The sequence below is a fragment of the Leifsonia sp. 563 genome (assembly GCF_040545055.1).
In the GTDB taxonomy this organism is placed as follows: Bacteria; Actinomycetota; Actinomycetes; order Actinomycetales; family Microbacteriaceae; genus Leifsonia.
In genome coordinates, this window is sequence record NZ_JBEPLE010000007.1 from 228,967 (window position 1) to 244,112 (window position 15,146).

General features: G+C 69.4%; 17 protein-coding genes. 7 read left to right on the top strand and 10 right to left on the bottom strand.

Features of this window, described 5'->3' with window-relative positions; all coding sequences use genetic code 11:
* Positions 1–73: 73 nt before the first annotated feature.
* On the bottom strand, positions 74–1,021 hold the full coding sequence (locus ABIC47_RS17805) for an RNA polymerase subunit sigma-70 (RefSeq protein ID WP_354482604.1): 948 nt from the start codon (positions 1,019–1,021) through the stop codon (positions 74–76).
* 523 nt (positions 1,022–1,544) lie between these two features.
* On the opposite strand from ABIC47_RS17805, the gene ABIC47_RS17810 reads away from it, so the two are divergent.
* From ABIC47_RS17810 to ABIC47_RS17820, 3 genes are all read left to right on the top strand, one after another.
* Positions 1,545–3,470 carry an alpha/beta hydrolase gene (locus ABIC47_RS17810; RefSeq protein WP_354482607.1) on the top strand — a complete coding sequence of 642 codons (1,926 nt, stop codon included), beginning with the start codon at positions 1,545–1,547 and terminating at the stop codon, positions 3,468–3,470.
* An 80-nt stretch (positions 3,471–3,550) separates the two neighbouring features.
* Entirely contained in the window at positions 3,551–4,162 is a 612-nt protein-coding gene (locus tag ABIC47_RS17815) for a hypothetical protein (protein ID WP_354482610.1), read from the top strand.
* Positions 4,163–4,311: 149 nt separating this feature from the next.
* A complete protein-coding gene (locus ABIC47_RS17820) occupies positions 4,312–5,010 on the top strand; it encodes a hypothetical protein (protein WP_354482613.1) in 699 nt (232 codons plus the stop codon).
* Between the two features lie 220 nt (positions 5,011–5,230).
* On the opposite strand, the gene ABIC47_RS17825 is transcribed toward ABIC47_RS17820, so the two are convergent.
* From ABIC47_RS17825 to ABIC47_RS17835, 3 genes are all read right to left on the bottom strand, one after another.
* Entirely contained in the window at positions 5,231–5,593 is a 363-nt protein-coding gene (locus tag ABIC47_RS17825) for a YciI family protein (protein ID WP_354482616.1), read from the bottom strand.
* A 91-nt stretch (positions 5,594–5,684) separates the two neighbouring features.
* Positions 5,685–6,428, bottom strand: a complete 744-nt coding sequence (locus ABIC47_RS17830; protein ID WP_354482619.1) for a class I SAM-dependent methyltransferase — start codon at positions 6,426–6,428, stop codon at positions 5,685–5,687.
* 192 nt (positions 6,429–6,620) lie between these two features.
* Positions 6,621–8,486 (bottom strand): diguanylate cyclase domain-containing protein, encoded by a 1,866-nt coding sequence (locus tag ABIC47_RS17835; RefSeq protein ID WP_354482622.1) that lies wholly within the window; start codon positions 8,484–8,486, stop codon positions 6,621–6,623.
* Between the two features lie 320 nt (positions 8,487–8,806).
* Between ABIC47_RS17835 and ABIC47_RS17840 the strand changes: the two genes are divergently transcribed.
* Entirely contained in the window at positions 8,807–9,022 is a 216-nt protein-coding gene (locus ABIC47_RS17840) for a hypothetical protein (RefSeq protein ID WP_018190982.1), read from the top strand.
* A gap of 18 nt (positions 9,023–9,040) precedes the next feature.
* Here ABIC47_RS17840 and ABIC47_RS17845 read toward each other — a convergent pair whose 3' ends face one another.
* Positions 9,041–9,430 carry a RidA family protein gene (locus tag ABIC47_RS17845; protein ID WP_354482625.1) on the bottom strand — a complete coding sequence of 130 codons (390 nt, stop codon included), beginning with the start codon at positions 9,428–9,430 and terminating at the stop codon, positions 9,041–9,043.
* A gap of 191 nt (positions 9,431–9,621) precedes the next feature.
* On the opposite strand from ABIC47_RS17845, the gene ABIC47_RS17850 reads away from it, so the two are divergent.
* Positions 9,622–10,020 (top strand): hypothetical protein, encoded by a 399-nt coding sequence (locus tag ABIC47_RS17850; RefSeq protein ID WP_020074778.1) that lies wholly within the window; start codon positions 9,622–9,624, stop codon positions 10,018–10,020.
* Positions 10,021–10,290: 270 nt separating this feature from the next.
* On the top strand, positions 10,291–10,776 hold the full coding sequence (locus tag ABIC47_RS17855) for an FBP domain-containing protein (protein ID WP_354482628.1): 486 nt from the start codon (positions 10,291–10,293) through the stop codon (positions 10,774–10,776).
* 49 nt (positions 10,777–10,825) lie between these two features.
* Here the strand turns inward: ABIC47_RS17855 and ABIC47_RS17860 are convergent, their stop codons facing one another.
* Positions 10,826–11,713 carry a class II glutamine amidotransferase gene (locus ABIC47_RS17860; protein ID WP_354482631.1) on the bottom strand — a complete coding sequence of 296 codons (888 nt, stop codon included), beginning with the start codon at positions 11,711–11,713 and terminating at the stop codon, positions 10,826–10,828.
* 119 nt (positions 11,714–11,832) lie between these two features.
* Here ABIC47_RS17860 and ABIC47_RS17865 point away from each other — a divergent pair, with 119 nt between their 5' ends.
* Positions 11,833–12,057, top strand: coding sequence for a hypothetical protein (locus ABIC47_RS17865; protein ID WP_354482633.1), 225 nt, complete (start codon positions 11,833–11,835; stop codon positions 12,055–12,057).
* On the opposite strand, the gene ABIC47_RS17870 is transcribed toward ABIC47_RS17865, so the two are convergent.
* The 4 genes from ABIC47_RS17870 to ABIC47_RS17885 all read right to left on the bottom strand — a co-directional run bounded on the left by ABIC47_RS17870 (position 12,022) and on the right by ABIC47_RS17885 (position 14,983).
* Entirely contained in the window at positions 12,022–12,708 is a 687-nt protein-coding gene (locus tag ABIC47_RS17870; protein ID WP_354482635.1) for a hypothetical protein, read from the bottom strand. The genes ABIC47_RS17865 and ABIC47_RS17870 overlap by 36 nt on opposite strands.
* 50 nt (positions 12,709–12,758) lie before the next feature.
* On the bottom strand, positions 12,759–13,343 hold the full coding sequence (locus tag ABIC47_RS17875; RefSeq protein WP_354482638.1) for a universal stress protein: 585 nt from the start codon (positions 13,341–13,343) through the stop codon (positions 12,759–12,761).
* A 27-nt stretch (positions 13,344–13,370) separates the two neighbouring features.
* Positions 13,371–13,799, bottom strand: coding sequence for a VOC family protein (locus ABIC47_RS17880; RefSeq protein WP_018190973.1), 429 nt, complete (start codon positions 13,797–13,799; stop codon positions 13,371–13,373).
* Positions 13,800–13,915: 116 nt separating this feature from the next.
* Complete coding sequence (locus tag ABIC47_RS17885) at positions 13,916–14,983, bottom strand: zinc-ribbon domain-containing protein (protein WP_354482642.1); 1,068 nt, start codon at positions 14,981–14,983, stop codon at positions 13,916–13,918.
* Between the last annotated feature and the right edge of the window lie 163 nt (positions 14,984–15,146).

Consider the following 15,146-nt stretch of genomic DNA (forward strand, 5'->3'; position numbering starts at 1 on the left):
AAAAACTGCACGCTTGCGGGCCCCGGAGCGTGCAGTTTGTGCGTACTCGAGGGTGGAGGTCTGTGGGTGGGGGTCAGGACGTGGGGGCGAAGAGGGCGAAGAGGCGTGGGTCCTGGTAGACGAGCACGCTGGCGATGGCGTCGCCGCGGGAGGTGTCGGACCCGTCGAAGAGCTGGACGGTGTGCGGCTCGCGACCCTGCTCGGTGACCCGGTACAGCAGGAAGCCGTGCTGGCCGTTCGCGGCGATCGGCTCGGTTGCCCACGCGGTCCCGCGCCAGGCGAACAGGTGCTCCATGAAGGCGGCGAACGGTGTGCGTCCGACCGACCACTGCGGCACCGGCGGCATCTCGAACACGACGTCGTCGGCGACCAGGGATGCCAACGCCCTCACATCGGCGGCCCGGATCGCGGCCGCGTAGTGCTCGACGACGCCAGGGCGGAGTGGCTGTGCGCGCCGCGTACCTTCGCGGATCGCCGCGCGAGCCCGCTGCAGCGCCGAGTTCGCCGACGCGACGGAGACCTCCAGCACGGCCGCGGTCTCCTCCGCGGTGAGCCCGATCACGTCGCGGAGCACGAACGCACCGCGCTGGAGCGGCGACAGCGTCTGCAGCATGGCCGTCACGGCGAACCGCACGTCCTCCGCCTGCTCCGCCGCCGAGGCAGGCACCGAGTCGGATGCCGCACGTCCGGCCCAGCCCGTCGGCGCGGGCAGCAGCCACGGAACGTCGAAGGCCGGCACGAGCGGCGCGCCCACTTCGATGCCCGGATCCGTCAGGTCACGGGGAAGCGGCCGCCGAGGGGTCTGCCGCAGCCGGTCGACGCACACGTTGCGGGCGACCCGGTAGGCCCAGGTGACGAAGGATGCGCGGGCCGGGTCGAAGCTGTCGCGGGCGCGCCACATCCGCTCCAGCGCATCCTGCACCGCGTCCTCGGCCTCGAACGGCGACCCGAGCAGCTGGTACGAGAACGCGAGCAGACCCCGGCGGACGCCCGCCAGGTCCGCCTCCGAGAACGCCGCCATGGGCCGATCCTAGTGACGGCAGGCCGCCCACGCCGCGGCCCGCTGATCGAGGACCCACAGCTCGGCGAGGCCTCCCGACGCGGCCGCAATTGCGGTCATGCCGCCGCGCCGTGTTGCGGAGGAATGATACGGTCTGCGAGAAATACCGATTGAAATGTTGGAGCGCAGATGGTCAGGGCTGTCGGGGTCGATACGAGCGCGTTGAGGGCGGGTGCGTCGTCGCTGAAGGGGGCCGTGATGGGCCGTCGCCCCTCGGCGACGGAGGGCACGGGTTTCGGATCGGCGGTGTCGGAGGGAGCAGTTGGACGGTTCGAGGCGTATTGGGTTCCGGGTCAGACGGCCGTCGATGACCTGATCGGGACGCTGGCTGGCGCGCTCGACCAGGCTGCCGCGTCGTATGAGCGTCGCGATACGGATGACGCCCAGAGCCTGCGGAGTGGTGGGGGTCAGTTCGTTGGGTTCTAGGGCGGAGGATTGGTCGCCGGTCGGGTTCGAGGCGGATCCGACGCCGGGTGATCGGGGAATGGTGGAGGCGCTGGGCACCCATCTTCGGACGTGGTCGGAGCGGTTGGATCGTCAGGCGGAGGTGTCGCGGAACGTGCTGGACACCCGTCTGGGTGCGGCGTCGTGGTCGGGTTTGGCTGCGGATGTGTTCTCGGACCGGTTGCGTTCGCTCATGTCGTCGGCCTCGGATGCCGCTGCGCGGCATGCCGAGGGGGTTGCGGCGGTGACCCGGTGGTCGGGGTCGATGGGGCTGGCGCAGAGTGATGCCGATCGGGCGTTGCGGGACGCGGAGGACGCGTTGGCGGACTTGGAGCTGGCGCAGGAGTCGGTGGCGGCACTGGGGGCCGAGCATGCCGCTCTTCTGTCCGCGCTGAGTGCGGTGCAGAAGGCGTACGCCTCCACCGAGAAGCCGCCGCCGGGCAAGAGCGCACCATCGGCCGGGGATGTCTCGGTTGCCCGCCGGCGGGAGCAGGAGGCCAGCGCGGACCTGACGACGGCGCGGTTCGCGGTCGAGGACGCGCAGGAGCGCCTAGAGGATGCGAAGCGTCGAGCACGCGACGCCAAATGGGAGTACGACGCGGCCGAGAAGGTGTTCGCGGACGCGCTGGATGCTGCGTTGCACGGTGCACTGACCACCGTCGCGAAGCCGGAACTGCAGGCGTTCGCGTCGATGGTGGGAAAGCTGTCGAAGATCTCACCGACGGCGAGCGTGAACGCCACCCTGCTGGACACGCTGAAGAGCTTGACACCCCAGGAACTGGCCACCCTTGTCGCCGACGACCCGGAGATCCTGCAGCAGTTCTGGCAGCACCCACCGTCCCCGGACCAGGTCGCGACATGGTGGACGGGCCTCGACCCCGAGGCGCAGGGGGCGTTCGAGGCGGCCGTGCCCGGGGTGCTGGGCAACCTGGCGGGACTGCCGTACGCGGTACGCGGTCGCTGCAACCTCGAGATCTACAAAGACTTCGCTAAAGAGGCGCAGCTGCATCCGGGCAGCCTGACGCCCGAACAGAAGAAGGTGCTGGCCGCACTCAAGAAGGTGCTTGCCGATCCGACGGCGTCATTGGTGTGCCTCAACCTGGACGCGCCGGTTCCGATGGTCGCGGTCGGGTACGGCGATCTCGACACGGCCGACACGGTGACGTGGGCGGCGCCGGGGATGCTCTCCGACGCCGCCGACGCGACCAAGGGGTGGTCCGAGGCGGCTTGGAACCTCTACGACCAGCAAAACCATGTCGACGATCGTTCGCATGGGGTGGTGGCCTGGTTGGGATATGACACCCCGGACCTGTTGACGGTGAACAACCCGGCGGCAGCGCAGAACGGCTCATGGCGGTTCGCGACCGAGTTGGACGGTACCCACGCCGCTCGCGCCGCCAAGCCCGCGTACGTATCGGTCCTGGCACATTCGTATGGCACGACGATGGCGGCGGACGCGTTGACCCGCACCAAGCATCCCGTCGACTCCTTCACCATGCTCGGCTCCGCCGGAATCGACACGCAGGTGGTGACGTCGCTGTCGGACCTGCACGTGAAACAAGCAAGTGGTTCTGCTGCCATTTTCACGACGGCGGCCGCGTTGGACTATCTCGCCCCCTTCGGGTCGACGGTCGGAGGTCGCGCCGAGCCGAACCCGGAAGCGGCTTTCTCTCCTGCAGCAGCCGCTGCAACTGCGGTTTTGGTGATGCCGCCCAAGGTCATGGGCGGCGCGCGATCGTTCTCCTCCGAAGGCGCCGTCCTCCCCGGCGGTGACGTGTTGAAACCGACGAAAGGTCATAGTGCGCTTGGCGGGACCCCAGGCGAGAACGACCCGAATCTGATGAACGGTATCGCACCCGTGGGCCACGGATACCTCGATCCGAAGACAGAGTCGCTGTACAACGCCGCATTCATCACGATCGGCCAACCCGGGAAGGTCGAAGGCGGAGTGAGGCCCACCGGATGAGCGGCATCCCGGGCTGTGTCGCGAGACTGTCAGGCCTGGTCGTCATCGCGGCAGCAGCCGTGTCGTTGTTAGGAGGATGTATGTCTGTTCCCGCTCTGCGTGACCCTGTCCCGCACACCCCGGATGGTCCGGAGAAGACCATCACGCAGTTGCTGACCCAGTGGGAGGACCTCACCAACGCCGCGATCGCGGCCACCGGGCACACCGAGGGCTGGTTCCGCGGCCCGATCCAAGACAAGAAGCCGTGGGACCCGGCCGCCGAAGAAGTGGGCCTGGCACCGTGCGTAACAACAACATCGGACGACGCTTCGCAGGTCCGGGCCGTGGTTACCCATGTCGCGTTCGAGCGTGATCCGCATCCGATCGCGGACACGCTCACTGCCTACTGGGAGAGCCAAGGCTTCACCGTGACGCGTACCGTCGACTCGACCATCGGTACTGAATGGATGGCTGTTCAACTCCGCGCGGAGCGCTCCGACGGAGTCTCTTACGGTCTCACCGCCACCACGGAGCAGGTGGGAATCGATGTGTACACGGAGTGTTCCGCGGACCCATCGATCGATGAGTGGGCGGAGGAACGGGTGCAACGGAGACTCGATTCTCTCCACTCGACCCCGACACCGTCGTCGGCAGCGGAAACCGGCCTCGCGGACACCGCAGCGGATATCGACGACCGGTTCTGGGGATTCTGACGCGTGGCAGTAGGAACGGATCCCCCGTCAACTCTTGGCGGTTTCTGCCCACCGAATCGAGGAGCCAGGTGTCTACGGATAGCGACCACGCCGCCTTCATCGCGAGCGGGCAGCCCGGGAGAGTCGAAAGGCGAAATGAGGCACTCCTGATGAACCACTCGGTGGGTGCGATCGTAGGTCGGGCCGTGAACAAGCACTGTGTCGCGGTCGTGCTGGTCGTGGCCGTGTCGTTATTAGGAGGATGCATGTCTGTTCCCGCTCTTCGTGACCCTGTCCCTCACACCCCGGATGGTCCTGAGAAGACCATCACGCAGTTGCTGACTCAGTGGGAGGACCTCACCAACGCCGCCATCGCGGCCACCGGACACACCGAGGGCTGGTTCCGCGGACCCATGCAGGACAAGAAGCCATGGGACCCGGCCGCCGAAGAGGTTGGCCTGGCGCCGTGCGCCACAACAACATCGGACGACGCTTCCCAGGTTTCAGCGATCGTTACCCACGTCGCATTCGAGCATGATCCGCATCCCATCGCGGATAAGCTCACCGCCTACTGGGAGAGCCAAGGCTTCACCGTCACCCGAACCATTGACTGGACCTCTCCCTCGGGCAAGACAAGCGTTGAGCTGCGCGCGGAGCGCTCCGACGGTGTCTCTTACGGTCTCACCGCCACGACGCAACAGGTAGGAATCGACGTACTGACGGAGTGCTCAGCTGACCCCTCAATCCATGAGTGGGCGGAGGAACGCGTGCAACAGAGGCTCGATTCTCTCTACTCGACCCCAACCCCATCATCGGCTGCGGAAACCGGCACCGCGGACACCGCAGCGGATACAGACGACCGTTTCTGAGGCTTCTAACGTGTGACGGCAGGCACGGCCCCCCGTCAACTCTTGACGGTTTCTGTCCTCCGAATTGAGGACCCGGCGGCCCGCGGGTTAGCGTTGTCGAGGCCCGGGGATGCCGGACCGACGCGGATACGAATTCTCAGCGAAAACGTCTCAACCCGACGCGAAACGGAACGGCATCCCGGGAAACCCCCTCCCCTGTATCGCGCAGCGCGCGCGGCGTTCAGCCCGCGCTGTGGTCGACCAGCGGCTGCACCTGCACCCCGCTGTGGTCGTGCCGGGCCTCGGCGAGACCCGACGCCAGCGCGACCGCCGCGTCCTGGTCGGGCACGTCGATGACGTAGAAGCCGCCGACGACCTCCTTCGCCTCGGTGAACGGGCCGTCGACCGCGATCGGCTCCCCGTCGTCACCGCGCCGGACGGTTACCGCTGTCTCCGGACCCTGCAGCTCGCCGGACGCGACCACGGCATCCCCCGCCTTCTGCCAGAACTCGCGGTGGGCGGAGTCGATCTCCGCGCGCTCGTCGGCGGACATCGACTTCCAGCGGTCCGCGTCGCCCTGGATGAGAATGATGAACTGGCTCATCGGTCATGCCTTCCTGTTGTCGGAACATCTTCTGACCAGACGTCGAACGAACACGCCGGAAATCGACACGGGCGCGAGGATGCCAGCGTCCTCACCCGGCGCGCTCGAGGACGATGAGGGGTGTCCGGTAGTGCTCGGTGACCATCCCGCCGAGGTCGCGCACCGCGCGAGCGGCCTCCTCGGCCTCCGCCTCAGACCAATCGCTGAACGTCGTGAACAGCCCCCGCACCCCGTCCTCGTCGAGATCGATGGACCAGGCGAACTCGGCCACATGCGACGCACGGAAATACCCGCCGGACTCCAGCAGCCGGGCCCACGCCGCCGTCTGCGACTCGTCCGGTCCGGGCCGGGGCGGCGCATCCCGCCGGTCGACGATCGCCTGCACCCGCTCACGGAACGGCGTCGGCGCCACGGCAGCGTCCCCGTAGGCGTTCCGCCAGACCGTCAGGTGTGCTCCCGGCACCAGTGCGGAGTGCAGCTTCGGCAGCACCACGCCGAGGTCGAACCAGTGCACCGCGGTCGCGATCGTCGCGAGGGTGAAGGATTCGGTGGGCAGGTCCGCCTCCTCCGCCGTCGCCGCGATCACCCGCACATCCGGAAACCGTTCGGCGAGCCGTGCCGCCAGCGCCGGGCCCGGCTCGACGGCGGTCACCTCCATCCCCGCCTCCACCAACCCTCGGGTCGCCTGCCCGCTCCCGGCGCCCAGATCGAGTGCCCGCGCGCCGGCTACCAGCAGCCCGAGCTCAGCGAGCCGCTCCCACAGCGCAGCCGGATACGGCGGCCGAGCGCGGTCGTACAGGTCGGCGTGCCGATCGAAATGCATCGGGTCGGGCATGCGCCGACGATACCGCGGACCGCCGCCGGGCGGACGTGGCGAGGTGCCCGTTGCGACGGAAGCATCGGGCACCTCTGCGCACGGATCCCGTATCCCCCACCATGCGCAATCGCCATCGTGGCGGACTCGCGCACGACCGCGAAAGACGGTGGATGCGGTCGACCGCCGGCGACCCGGGCGCGCTGGCCGCGGTCAGAGCGACACGCGGTTGCGGCCCTGCTTCTTCGCCCGATACATGGCGGCATCCGCCGCGTCGAGCAGCTGCTTCGCCGTGAGCCCCGCCTCGATGGGCAGCACGCCGCACGACGCCGTCACGGTCATCGGGCCGCGCGCGGTGTCGATCGGCAGTGCGATCTCGTGGACCAGCCGCGCGGCGAACCGCTCGCCGTCCTCCGGCGTCACACCGACGCTGAGCACCACGAACTCGTCGCCCGCCAGGCGGGAGATCACGTCGGTGGCGCGGCTTCCCCCGGTGAGGCGCTCGGCGACCGTCCGCAGTACGGCATCCCCGGTCTCGTGTCCGTGCCGGTCGTTGATGGCCTTGAAGCCGTCCAGGTCGAGGAACAGCAGCACGCCGCCGTCACCCTGCACGACCGCGGACTCGAGGCGGTGCTCCAGGGAGCGCCGGTTGTGCAGGCCCGTCAGATGGTCGATCAGCGCGAGCTGGGCGAGTCGCGCCTCCTGCCGGCGATCGAGTGCACGGGCGAGGTCGCGGCCCAGCTCCCGCGCCTCCTCGGGGATGGTTCCCCACGCCAGCGCCGTGCCCTCCACGCTCTGCCGCCACTCCGAGAACGACCGGCGCGGTGACAGCGGGGTGTCGCGGTTCTCCGGGCTCTGGTCGCCGAGCCAACGGATCACCTGCGTGACCTCATGCCGGAAGAACAGCAGGACGCCGTGAGCGCCGACCGGGACGACGAGCAGTCCCGCGAAACCGGGCATCAGCGCTGCCAGTGCGGGATGGGTGCGCTGCAGCTCGCTCGTGTGGAACGGTTCGATCCCGACGGCGGAGAGCAGCAGGCTGCGGTCGATCGTCGGGACGTCGCCCACGCTGCGGCTCACCCCATCCAGAGCCAGCACCGCGCCATCGGCGCCGACCAGCCGGCACAGCTCGTCTCCGCTGTCGACCAGCGTCAGCAGGGGTTCAGCGGACGACGGGATGCCCGCGAGCACCGCCGCGCGCTGCTCGCGGATGGTGAGGTCACGGCGCAGCCGGGCGATCGACTCGAGGGCGGCGAGCTGCAGGGTCAGCTGAGTGGCGAGCACCTCCAGCGCGCGGCGGAGCAGGATGGGCATGCGCCGCTCGGCCCTGTGCGCGCAGGTGATCATGCCGGTCAGCCGGTCGTCCTCGATCAGCGAGAACGACACCGTGGACGCCTGGCCCATGTTGCGCATGAACTGCAGGTGGTGGGGCGAGACCGCCCGGAGCTCGCCGCTGCTGAGGTCGAGCGGCGGCACGTTCTCGTCGACGGACACGAGCGGGGTGCCGGCGTCCTCGGTGCTCACGATCTGGCGAGACAGCTTCGTCAGGTACAGCGAACGCGCCTGCTGCGGGATGTCGGACGCCGGGAAGTGGAGGCCGCGGTACGACTCCATGTCGGGCTCGGACGCCTCGCCCGCGACCTCGCCATGGCCGTCCTCGAAGAAGCGGTAGACCATGACGCGGTCGAACCCGCTGATCCGCTTGACCTCCTCGGCCGCCGCCTGGCGAAGCTCCGCCGCACTCGCGACGAGCCCCAGCGACCGGATCGCGCCGACCACGGACGCGGTCGGCAGATCCCGGGTGGTCGCGGCCGGCTCCAGCTCGATGACGACTTGCTCGACCAGGCGGTGCGTGATGGCGTCGTACGGCTCGCCCTGCAGGTCGACGCGGACCGGGTCGCCGTGCGTCTCGGCCGCGATGCTCCACTCCAGGGTGGGACTTCCGAGCTCGGACACGGAACGGCCGAGCCACTGCGCCGCGTTCTCGCTCGCGGTCACGATCTCGTAGGTCGCTGCGCTGACGACCAGCAGCATCCCGAACGACTGGATCCGGCCCGGGGTGCGGATCGGCTCCTTCACACACTCTTCGAGTCTCCGAAGCTCCGACGCGTCGGGAACCGCACCACCATCCACCACCTCTCGACCCTAGCCCAGACCTGCGCGCCGCGTGACCGGGGCGGACATCCGTCGCGCCGCCTGATGTCTCCTCCCTTTCCGCCGCCGCGCGAAAGGGAGGAGATACTGGTCGGCTTCCCGGTGTGTCGCGAGAAAGGGAGGGGACGCGACCCACGCCGCCGCCCAGCACCTCCGTTCCGCCGCGGAGCGGAGCAGCGGACGAGCCGGGGGTGTGCTGCGGGTGCCGGGCGGTGGATGATGCCTAGAGACACGGAAGGACGCACATGGACGAGACAGCGAACACCGACCGCTCCGAATACCCCGACGACGCCGGCTACCCCGACGGCCAGGGCACCCTCGACGAAGGGACCGGCGCCTTCCGCGGCCCGACCGGCGACGAAGCGGCCGACGACGGCGGCCGGGACGACACGGGACTCGAGGGCGAGGAGGTCGTCGAGGAGCTGTCCGAGTTCGACGGGCCGGATGAGCGGGACGAGTAGCGAGCGACCAGTGGCCGCCTAGCGCGGAACCGCCGCCACCGCGTCGATCTCCACCAGCGCACCGGGCCGCGCCGGCGCGACGGTGAGCACGGTCACCGCGGTCCGCTGGTCGCCCCACACCGCCCGCGTCGCCCCGTACGCGTCGGTCGGGTCGATTCCGGGCGCCAGGTGGATGGTGAGCTTGGCGACCTGCTCGGGCCCGCTGCCTGCCTCTTCGAGCACGGCGAGGAGGTTGCGGAGCGCCTGCTCCGTCTGAGCGGCGAGGCCGTCCAGCAGGCCGCCCTCCGCATCCACCCCGTTCTGGCCGCCGACGAAGAGCAGCGGACCCGGTGGGACGATCATCCCCTGCGCGAAGGCCGGGCTGCGGTACAGCTGGGGCGGGTCGACGGGGGTCGGTGTCTCGGACATGGCGCGTCCTCCCTGGTGACGTCTGGTGAGCTTCCAGTGTCCCGCCGACCCCTGACACCGTGGCTGATCGAATCGGAGACGCGGGTACGGTTCCTCCCCCGCGACTGACGGATCCGGCGCGCCTGCCGACTATGACTGAGGAAGGGCGGACGCCTCGCTCCGCCGTACTGTCCCCGACCCCGAGGAATCCCGTGTCTCAGCCGCTCTCCGCCGCCGCCCGCACCGCACCGACCGTCATCACCGCCTCCTTCTGGCTGTGGATCGCCAGCACGGTGGTGAGCTTGATCGCGTTCGCCATCCTTCTCCCTGGCCTGTTCGGCGGCGCGCCGGACGCGGGCGGGATCGCCGCCGGCTCCGTCGCCGGAGCGATCATCGGCTCCGCGCTCCGCGTGTTTCTCGCGATCTACCTGCTGCGCGGAGCGAACTGGGCGCGCATCGTGCTCACCGTCATCGGCGTGGTGGTTCTGCTCACGGGCATCCCGTCGCTCCTCACCGGCGACCTGCTCGGGCTGCTCGTCGTGCTCATCGTCGTCGTCGCCGCCGTGCTCATGTGGCTGCCCGCGGCGCGCCCGCACTTCCGCCGGGCCTGATCCCGGGCGGCTGTCGCGCCTCGCTGTTGACAGCCCCCGGTAGAGTGGATGTGTGAACCCGCTCATCTCGCAGCCTGACGCCGCCCTCGCGGCCGCCGGGCGTCTGGAGGTCGTCGGCGCGCTCAGCGCCGGCGTCAGAGCGTTCTGACCCCGTTTCGGTGATCTCTCGCGCGCACGGCGCGCGATCCGCTGCCGCGGCATGCCCGCGCGCGGACCATTTCCCCCATCGGCTCGACCGATGACGGTTTCAGACATGTCAGGCGTTCATTCATGCATCCATTGACCGAGCAGCAGCTCCGTTCCTCCTTCGTCAACGCGTCCCAGCGCGAGCGCAAGGAGCTCACCATCCCCGACCTGGCGCAGGTGCGCTGGGACGACATCGACTACCTCGGCTGGCGCGACCGCAAGCTGCCCGCCCTCGGGTACGTCGTGGCCGAGATCGACGGCGAGCCCGTCGGCGTCCTCCTGCGCCAGGCGGAGGGCCGCGTCCGATCGCGTCCGCAGTGCTCCTGGTGCGAAGACGTGCACCTGCCCAACGAGGTGCTCTTCTTCATCGCGAAGCGCGCCGGGAAGGCCGGCCGCAACGGCAACACCCTGGGCACGCTGGTGTGCGCCGAGTTCCAGTGCTCGGCCAACGTCCGGAAGCGACCGCCGACCGCTTACGTCGGCTTCGACGTCGAGGCGGCCCGGCTCGCCCGCATCGAGGCTCTGCGGGAGCACGTCGACGCGTTCGTCCGCAGGGTGATGGCCGAGTGAGAGCCGCCCGGTGAGAGCCGGCGAGTAGGACCTGAGTGAGGCGGCCCCGTCAGGCCGCCTCACTCAGGAACGGCTCGTGCCGGTATCCATCGTCGTCCAGCACGGCGACCGTGTTCTCCGGCACCTCCACGAAGGCGCCGGGCATGTCGTTGAGCGGCTCGGAGACGACGACCTTGGCGTGGTCGCCGAACACGTCCAGCCGGGCGGCGTCCGGGAACATCTCCCGCAGCTCCGGCACGGCCACCGAGTGGAAGAGCGAGCGGCTGCGCTGGGCGGACGAGTAGCGGAACGCCCACATCCTGGTCCCGTCGGACACCGCGAACGTCCCCTGCACCGGGAACTGGATGCCGTACTTGTGTCCGGTCTCCTCCACGAATCGCAGCGCCCGCCCGAGGCCGGCGACCGGGTCGTCCATCAGGCCCATCGTGAGGGCCACGTAGAACAGGGTCTCCGTGTCGGTCGTCCCCTGGATGAGCGGGAACAGCTCCGAGTCGACCGAGAATGCCAGGTCGCGCTTCATCTTCGTGAAGCCGTCGAGGAATCCGTTGTGCATGAACAGCCAGTTCTGATAGCGGAACGGATGGCAGTTCGACTGCTGGATGGGCGGATGCGCCGCGGCCCGAACGTGCCCGAAGAACAGCGGGCTGGCGATGGCGTTGGTGAGCTCGTGCAGGTTCTCGTCGTGCCACGCCGGCTCGATGCTGTGGAACAGCGCGGGGATGTTGCCCTCGCTCGTATCCTCCGGGTACCAGCCGAAACCGAAGCCGTCGCCGTTCACGGTCTCCGCGCCGAGCGGCGAGTTGAGCGACTGGGCGACGAGGGAGTGCTGCGCGTCCAGGATGAGGACGGCGGGTTTCAGGGGCTCCCCCGAGTATGCAAGCCAGCGGCACATGACGACCTCCTCGAACGTGGTGGGCCCTGCGGACGGCTTGACCATAACCCCGGTCCGGCAGCCGCGGGAATACACCACTTCCGGCGACGGCGCGGCAGGCGACCACGCCGTCCTGGAGCTGTCAAGGGATGGCCGCGGAACGCTCGGTCTACTTGGCTGGACACATGAAGACGCACGCACGGTTCCTCCGTCAGGGGCTGGAGGTGACGGAGATCTCGAACCGCGAATGGCGGGTGAGTGACACCCGGTTCGCCGAGCTCGGTGCTCCGGACGTGGTCGGCTTCATCCTTCAGCTGGAGGGGATGTTCGAGGTGACGCAGATCGGCCGGCCCGGCCAGCGCACCTATTTCCGTTCATTCGACGCCGCTCTGGATGCTCTGCGGTCCTGATCGTCTCCGGTCCCGGCGGCGTGCCCGCACGGGGATCGAGCGACGGCTGAGCACGGCGGCCACGAGGAAGCACGCCGCGCCGAGGAACGTGCCGACGTTCGCCCAGAACAGGCTCACCAGCGACCCCGTCGACGGGATCACGTAGGCGCCGACGGCGGAAAACGCGAACAGCACGGAGCCGAGCATGTTCAGCCAGGTGCCGTGCCAGGTGCGTGCGCGGGGATCCCACAGGCGGTCCCGGTCGACGGTCGCGACGACGGCGAGGGCGCTGGCGACCAGGAAGCAGATCGAGCCGAAAGCGTCTGGCCGCCAGCCGCTCCCCACCCGGGCCGCATCGTTGACCGCGGTGAGGAGCGCCTCTGTGGTGCTGACGTTGAAGAACAGGGTGCCCGCGAACTGTATGGCGGCCGCCCACCAGTCGAACAGGTCGGGGCGCTCGCCTCCGCGTCGTGGCGGCTTTCGGCCGCTCAGCGCCAGCTGTACGAAGGCGGCGGCCGTGAAGAACAACGCGCCGACGAAGAACGTGACGGCGGCGATGACCGGGCCGACCGCCTCCTGGTAGTACGGCACTGCGCCGATCAGGAAGAACAGCGACCCGATCGCGAACCCCCAGGCCTCCCGCCTGAGTCGGATGGCGCGTTCTGCCGGCATGGTCGAAGACTAGAGCGCGGGATGCATTCGGCGGCAGTGGGTCGTTCGGCTCACGCGAGCGTCGGACCGTTCCGGTCTTTCGTCACCGGCACGACCACGACCGGAACGGTCTGGTCGTGCGTCAGGTGCGCTCCGACCGATCCGGCCAGCCAGTTCTCCAGGGTGTGCGAGAACCCGCGGCGGTGCGTGCCGACCACGATGATCCGCGCGTCGACCTCGACGGCCAGCCGTGCGAGCGCCTTGGCCGGATCGCCGGCGAGCAGGCGGAGCGCCCAGTTCGAGGGCTTGTCCGCTCTTTCGTCGAGCGCTGATCCGATGGCGGCCGACAGCGCGAGGACCGCTTCGCCCTCGCCGGATCCGACCTCCGTGGGGTGCAGTGACTCCCCCGCGACGTCGGATGGATCCCATTCGGTCAGGTAGCTGTCCTCCGAGACGTACGCGCACAGCAGCGGACGCTCGAATTCGACCGCCAGGCGCGCCGCTTCGTCGAGCACCGCCCGGGCCTGGCCGCGGTGCACCCCGACGATGATCGCGCCGCGGAGGTCCGGTTCGCTCGGGTCCGGGTCGCTCCGGTCCGGGTCGCTCGAATCCGGGTCGCCCCGGTTCGGAGCCGCATCCGCGGGAGGCTCGTCCATCTCGACCACCGCCGATCCGGCGCCGGCCTAGGCCTCCGCCGCCTGCGGCGTCCCGGCGATGTTCACCAGCCACTGCACGCCGAAGCGGTCGACCGCCATGCCGAAGCTGTCGCCCCAGGGAGCCTTGTTGAGCGGCTCGACCACGGTTCCGCCGTCGATGAGCTTCTCCCAGTAGCCGGTCAGCTCGGCCTCGTCGTCGCCGCTCAACGAGATGCTGATCGCGCTGCCCTCGGTGAAGTCCATGTGTGCCGGGACGTCCGCAGCCATGAGCGTGAAGCCGCCCGGTGTCGTCAGCTGCGAGTGCATGATCAGGTCGTTGTCGGCCGGGTCTTGAGCCATCTGGAACTCGGCGAAGGTGCTGCGCTGCACCTCTCCGCCGAAGACCGACTGGTAGAAGTCCATCGCCTCGCGCGCGGACGAACGGAAGTTCAGGTACGGGTTGAGTGTCGACGGCATGGTGTCCTCCTCGTGAGAGCTCCGGAGAGCCGGTAGGTGCCGGTTCGCCGCCCAGCGTAGCGAGCACCCGCCGCCCGGGACCAGAGCCTTCACGCACGAGAAGGCATGCGATGCGGTCAGCGCAGGTACGCCGCGACGAACAGGTCGCCGCGGATCTCCCCCAGCCGCGCGACGATCCGGTCGACCAACGCGTCGGTGATTCCGCCGGCGTGTACGTCATAGGGGCCGATCGGCTGGAGCTTGCCACATCGGACGCGCACGACCTCCCATCCCGACGCCCGCAGCAGACGGTCCTTGCGACGGTCCGAGGTCTCGCGTGGACCGACGTGTTCGAGACCGTGCCTCCCGGTGGTGTCGTACTCGATCGCGACGCGGAATTCGGGCAGCAGGATGTCGGGCCATACCTCCAGATGGGAGTGGAACGGTTTGGCGACCCGGACGGCGTTCTTCGACAAGTCGATGTCCAACCGCTCGGCGAGACGCCGCTTCAGTTCCGGTTCGGCCGCTGAGGCGGGCGTCGGCGCCCAGCGGCTGACGAACGCCTCGCCGACCGGCACCGCGTCCGCCCCGGCGCGGGCATGCCGGCAGATCGGGCACCTCCTGCCGCCGAGGATGCGCTCGATGTTCGTCTGGTACGACGGATGCCGTTTCTCGCACTGCCAGGAGAACGTCCCCGCCGTGCTGTTAGCGTTCGACACGGCGACGCGCGATCCGGGGGCCGCCATACTCACCAGCTGCTCCCGGGTCAGCGCTTCGCGATCGAGCCGGCGACAGAGATAGCAGCGGTCGTCGCTTGGGTCGTTCTCGATCCTCCGCAGGTCGCGGGCGTGGCCGCACACGTGGAGTCCGGCGTCCGGCTCCGCTGCCCGCACCGGTTTCGGCGCCGCAGCCTCGGCGCACCGCGGGCACCACGCCGAGCGGCGTCGCGTCCCGCCGGGCCGAGCCCGCTGCTCCTCCGGGGTCGCGACGAACCGGTGACCGGAGTCGCATTCCCACACCAGGTAGACGTCGGCCGCGGGCGGCACCTGCGTCAGCGTGATCCCGTGGTTGAGGTCGGGATGGTACTGGCGGACGAGCACGGGATACCGCTCCCAGTCGGTGCGGTACCGCCCGACCTCGTAGGGCACGGCAACGCCCTTCGACCACTGGCGGCGCGCCCACCACTGCTCGACGCTCTCCGGCACGGCATCCCTCCTCATCCCGAGGCTAAGACGCACCACCGTCACTGCACCCCCGCGATTCGTGGGGGGTGGGGGGGTTGGGGGGGCGGCAGCGCCCAAACGGGCCCCAACAGGGGGGGGGGGAGAGGACCGACGGGGGGGGGGGGGGCCGCGGCGCGGGGGGGTG

Bases quoted from the DNA above. Each gene is read 5' to 3' on its own strand.
- ABIC47_RS17805 (WP_354482604.1), bottom strand. From the start codon at position 1,021: ATGGCGGCGTTCTCGGAGGCGGACCTGGCGGGCGTCCGCCGGGGTCTG.
- ABIC47_RS17810 (WP_354482607.1), top strand. From the start codon at position 1,545: ATGGTGGAGGCGCTGGGCACCCATCTTCGGACGTGGTCGGAGCGGTTG.
- ABIC47_RS17815 (WP_354482610.1), top strand. From the start codon at position 3,551: ATGTCTGTTCCCGCTCTGCGTGACCCTGTCCCGCACACCCCGGATGGT.
- ABIC47_RS17820 (WP_354482613.1), top strand. From the start codon at position 4,312: ATGAACCACTCGGTGGGTGCGATCGTAGGTCGGGCCGTGAACAAGCAC.
- ABIC47_RS17825 (WP_354482616.1), bottom strand. From the start codon at position 5,593: ATGAGCCAGTTCATCATTCTCATCCAGGGCGACGCGGACCGCTGGAAG.
- ABIC47_RS17830 (WP_354482619.1), bottom strand. From the start codon at position 6,428: ATGCCCGACCCGATGCATTTCGATCGGCACGCCGACCTGTACGACCGC.
- ABIC47_RS17840 (WP_018190982.1), top strand. From the start codon at position 8,807: ATGGACGAGACAGCGAACACCGACCGCTCCGAATACCCCGACGACGCC.
- ABIC47_RS17845 (WP_354482625.1), bottom strand. From the start codon at position 9,430: ATGTCCGAGACACCGACCCCCGTCGACCCGCCCCAGCTGTACCGCAGC.
- ABIC47_RS17855 (WP_354482628.1), top strand. From the start codon at position 10,291: ATGCATCCATTGACCGAGCAGCAGCTCCGTTCCTCCTTCGTCAACGCG.
- ABIC47_RS17860 (WP_354482631.1), bottom strand. From the start codon at position 11,713: ATGGTCAAGCCGTCCGCAGGGCCCACCACGTTCGAGGAGGTCGTCATG.
- ABIC47_RS17865 (WP_354482633.1), top strand. From the start codon at position 11,833: ATGAAGACGCACGCACGGTTCCTCCGTCAGGGGCTGGAGGTGACGGAG.
- ABIC47_RS17870 (WP_354482635.1), bottom strand. From the start codon at position 12,708: ATGCCGGCAGAACGCGCCATCCGACTCAGGCGGGAGGCCTGGGGGTTC.
- ABIC47_RS17875 (WP_354482638.1), bottom strand. From the start codon at position 13,343: ATGGACGAGCCTCCCGCGGATGCGGCTCCGAACCGGGGCGACCCGGAT.
- ABIC47_RS17880 (WP_018190973.1), bottom strand. From the start codon at position 13,799: ATGCCGTCGACACTCAACCCGTACCTGAACTTCCGTTCGTCCGCGCGC.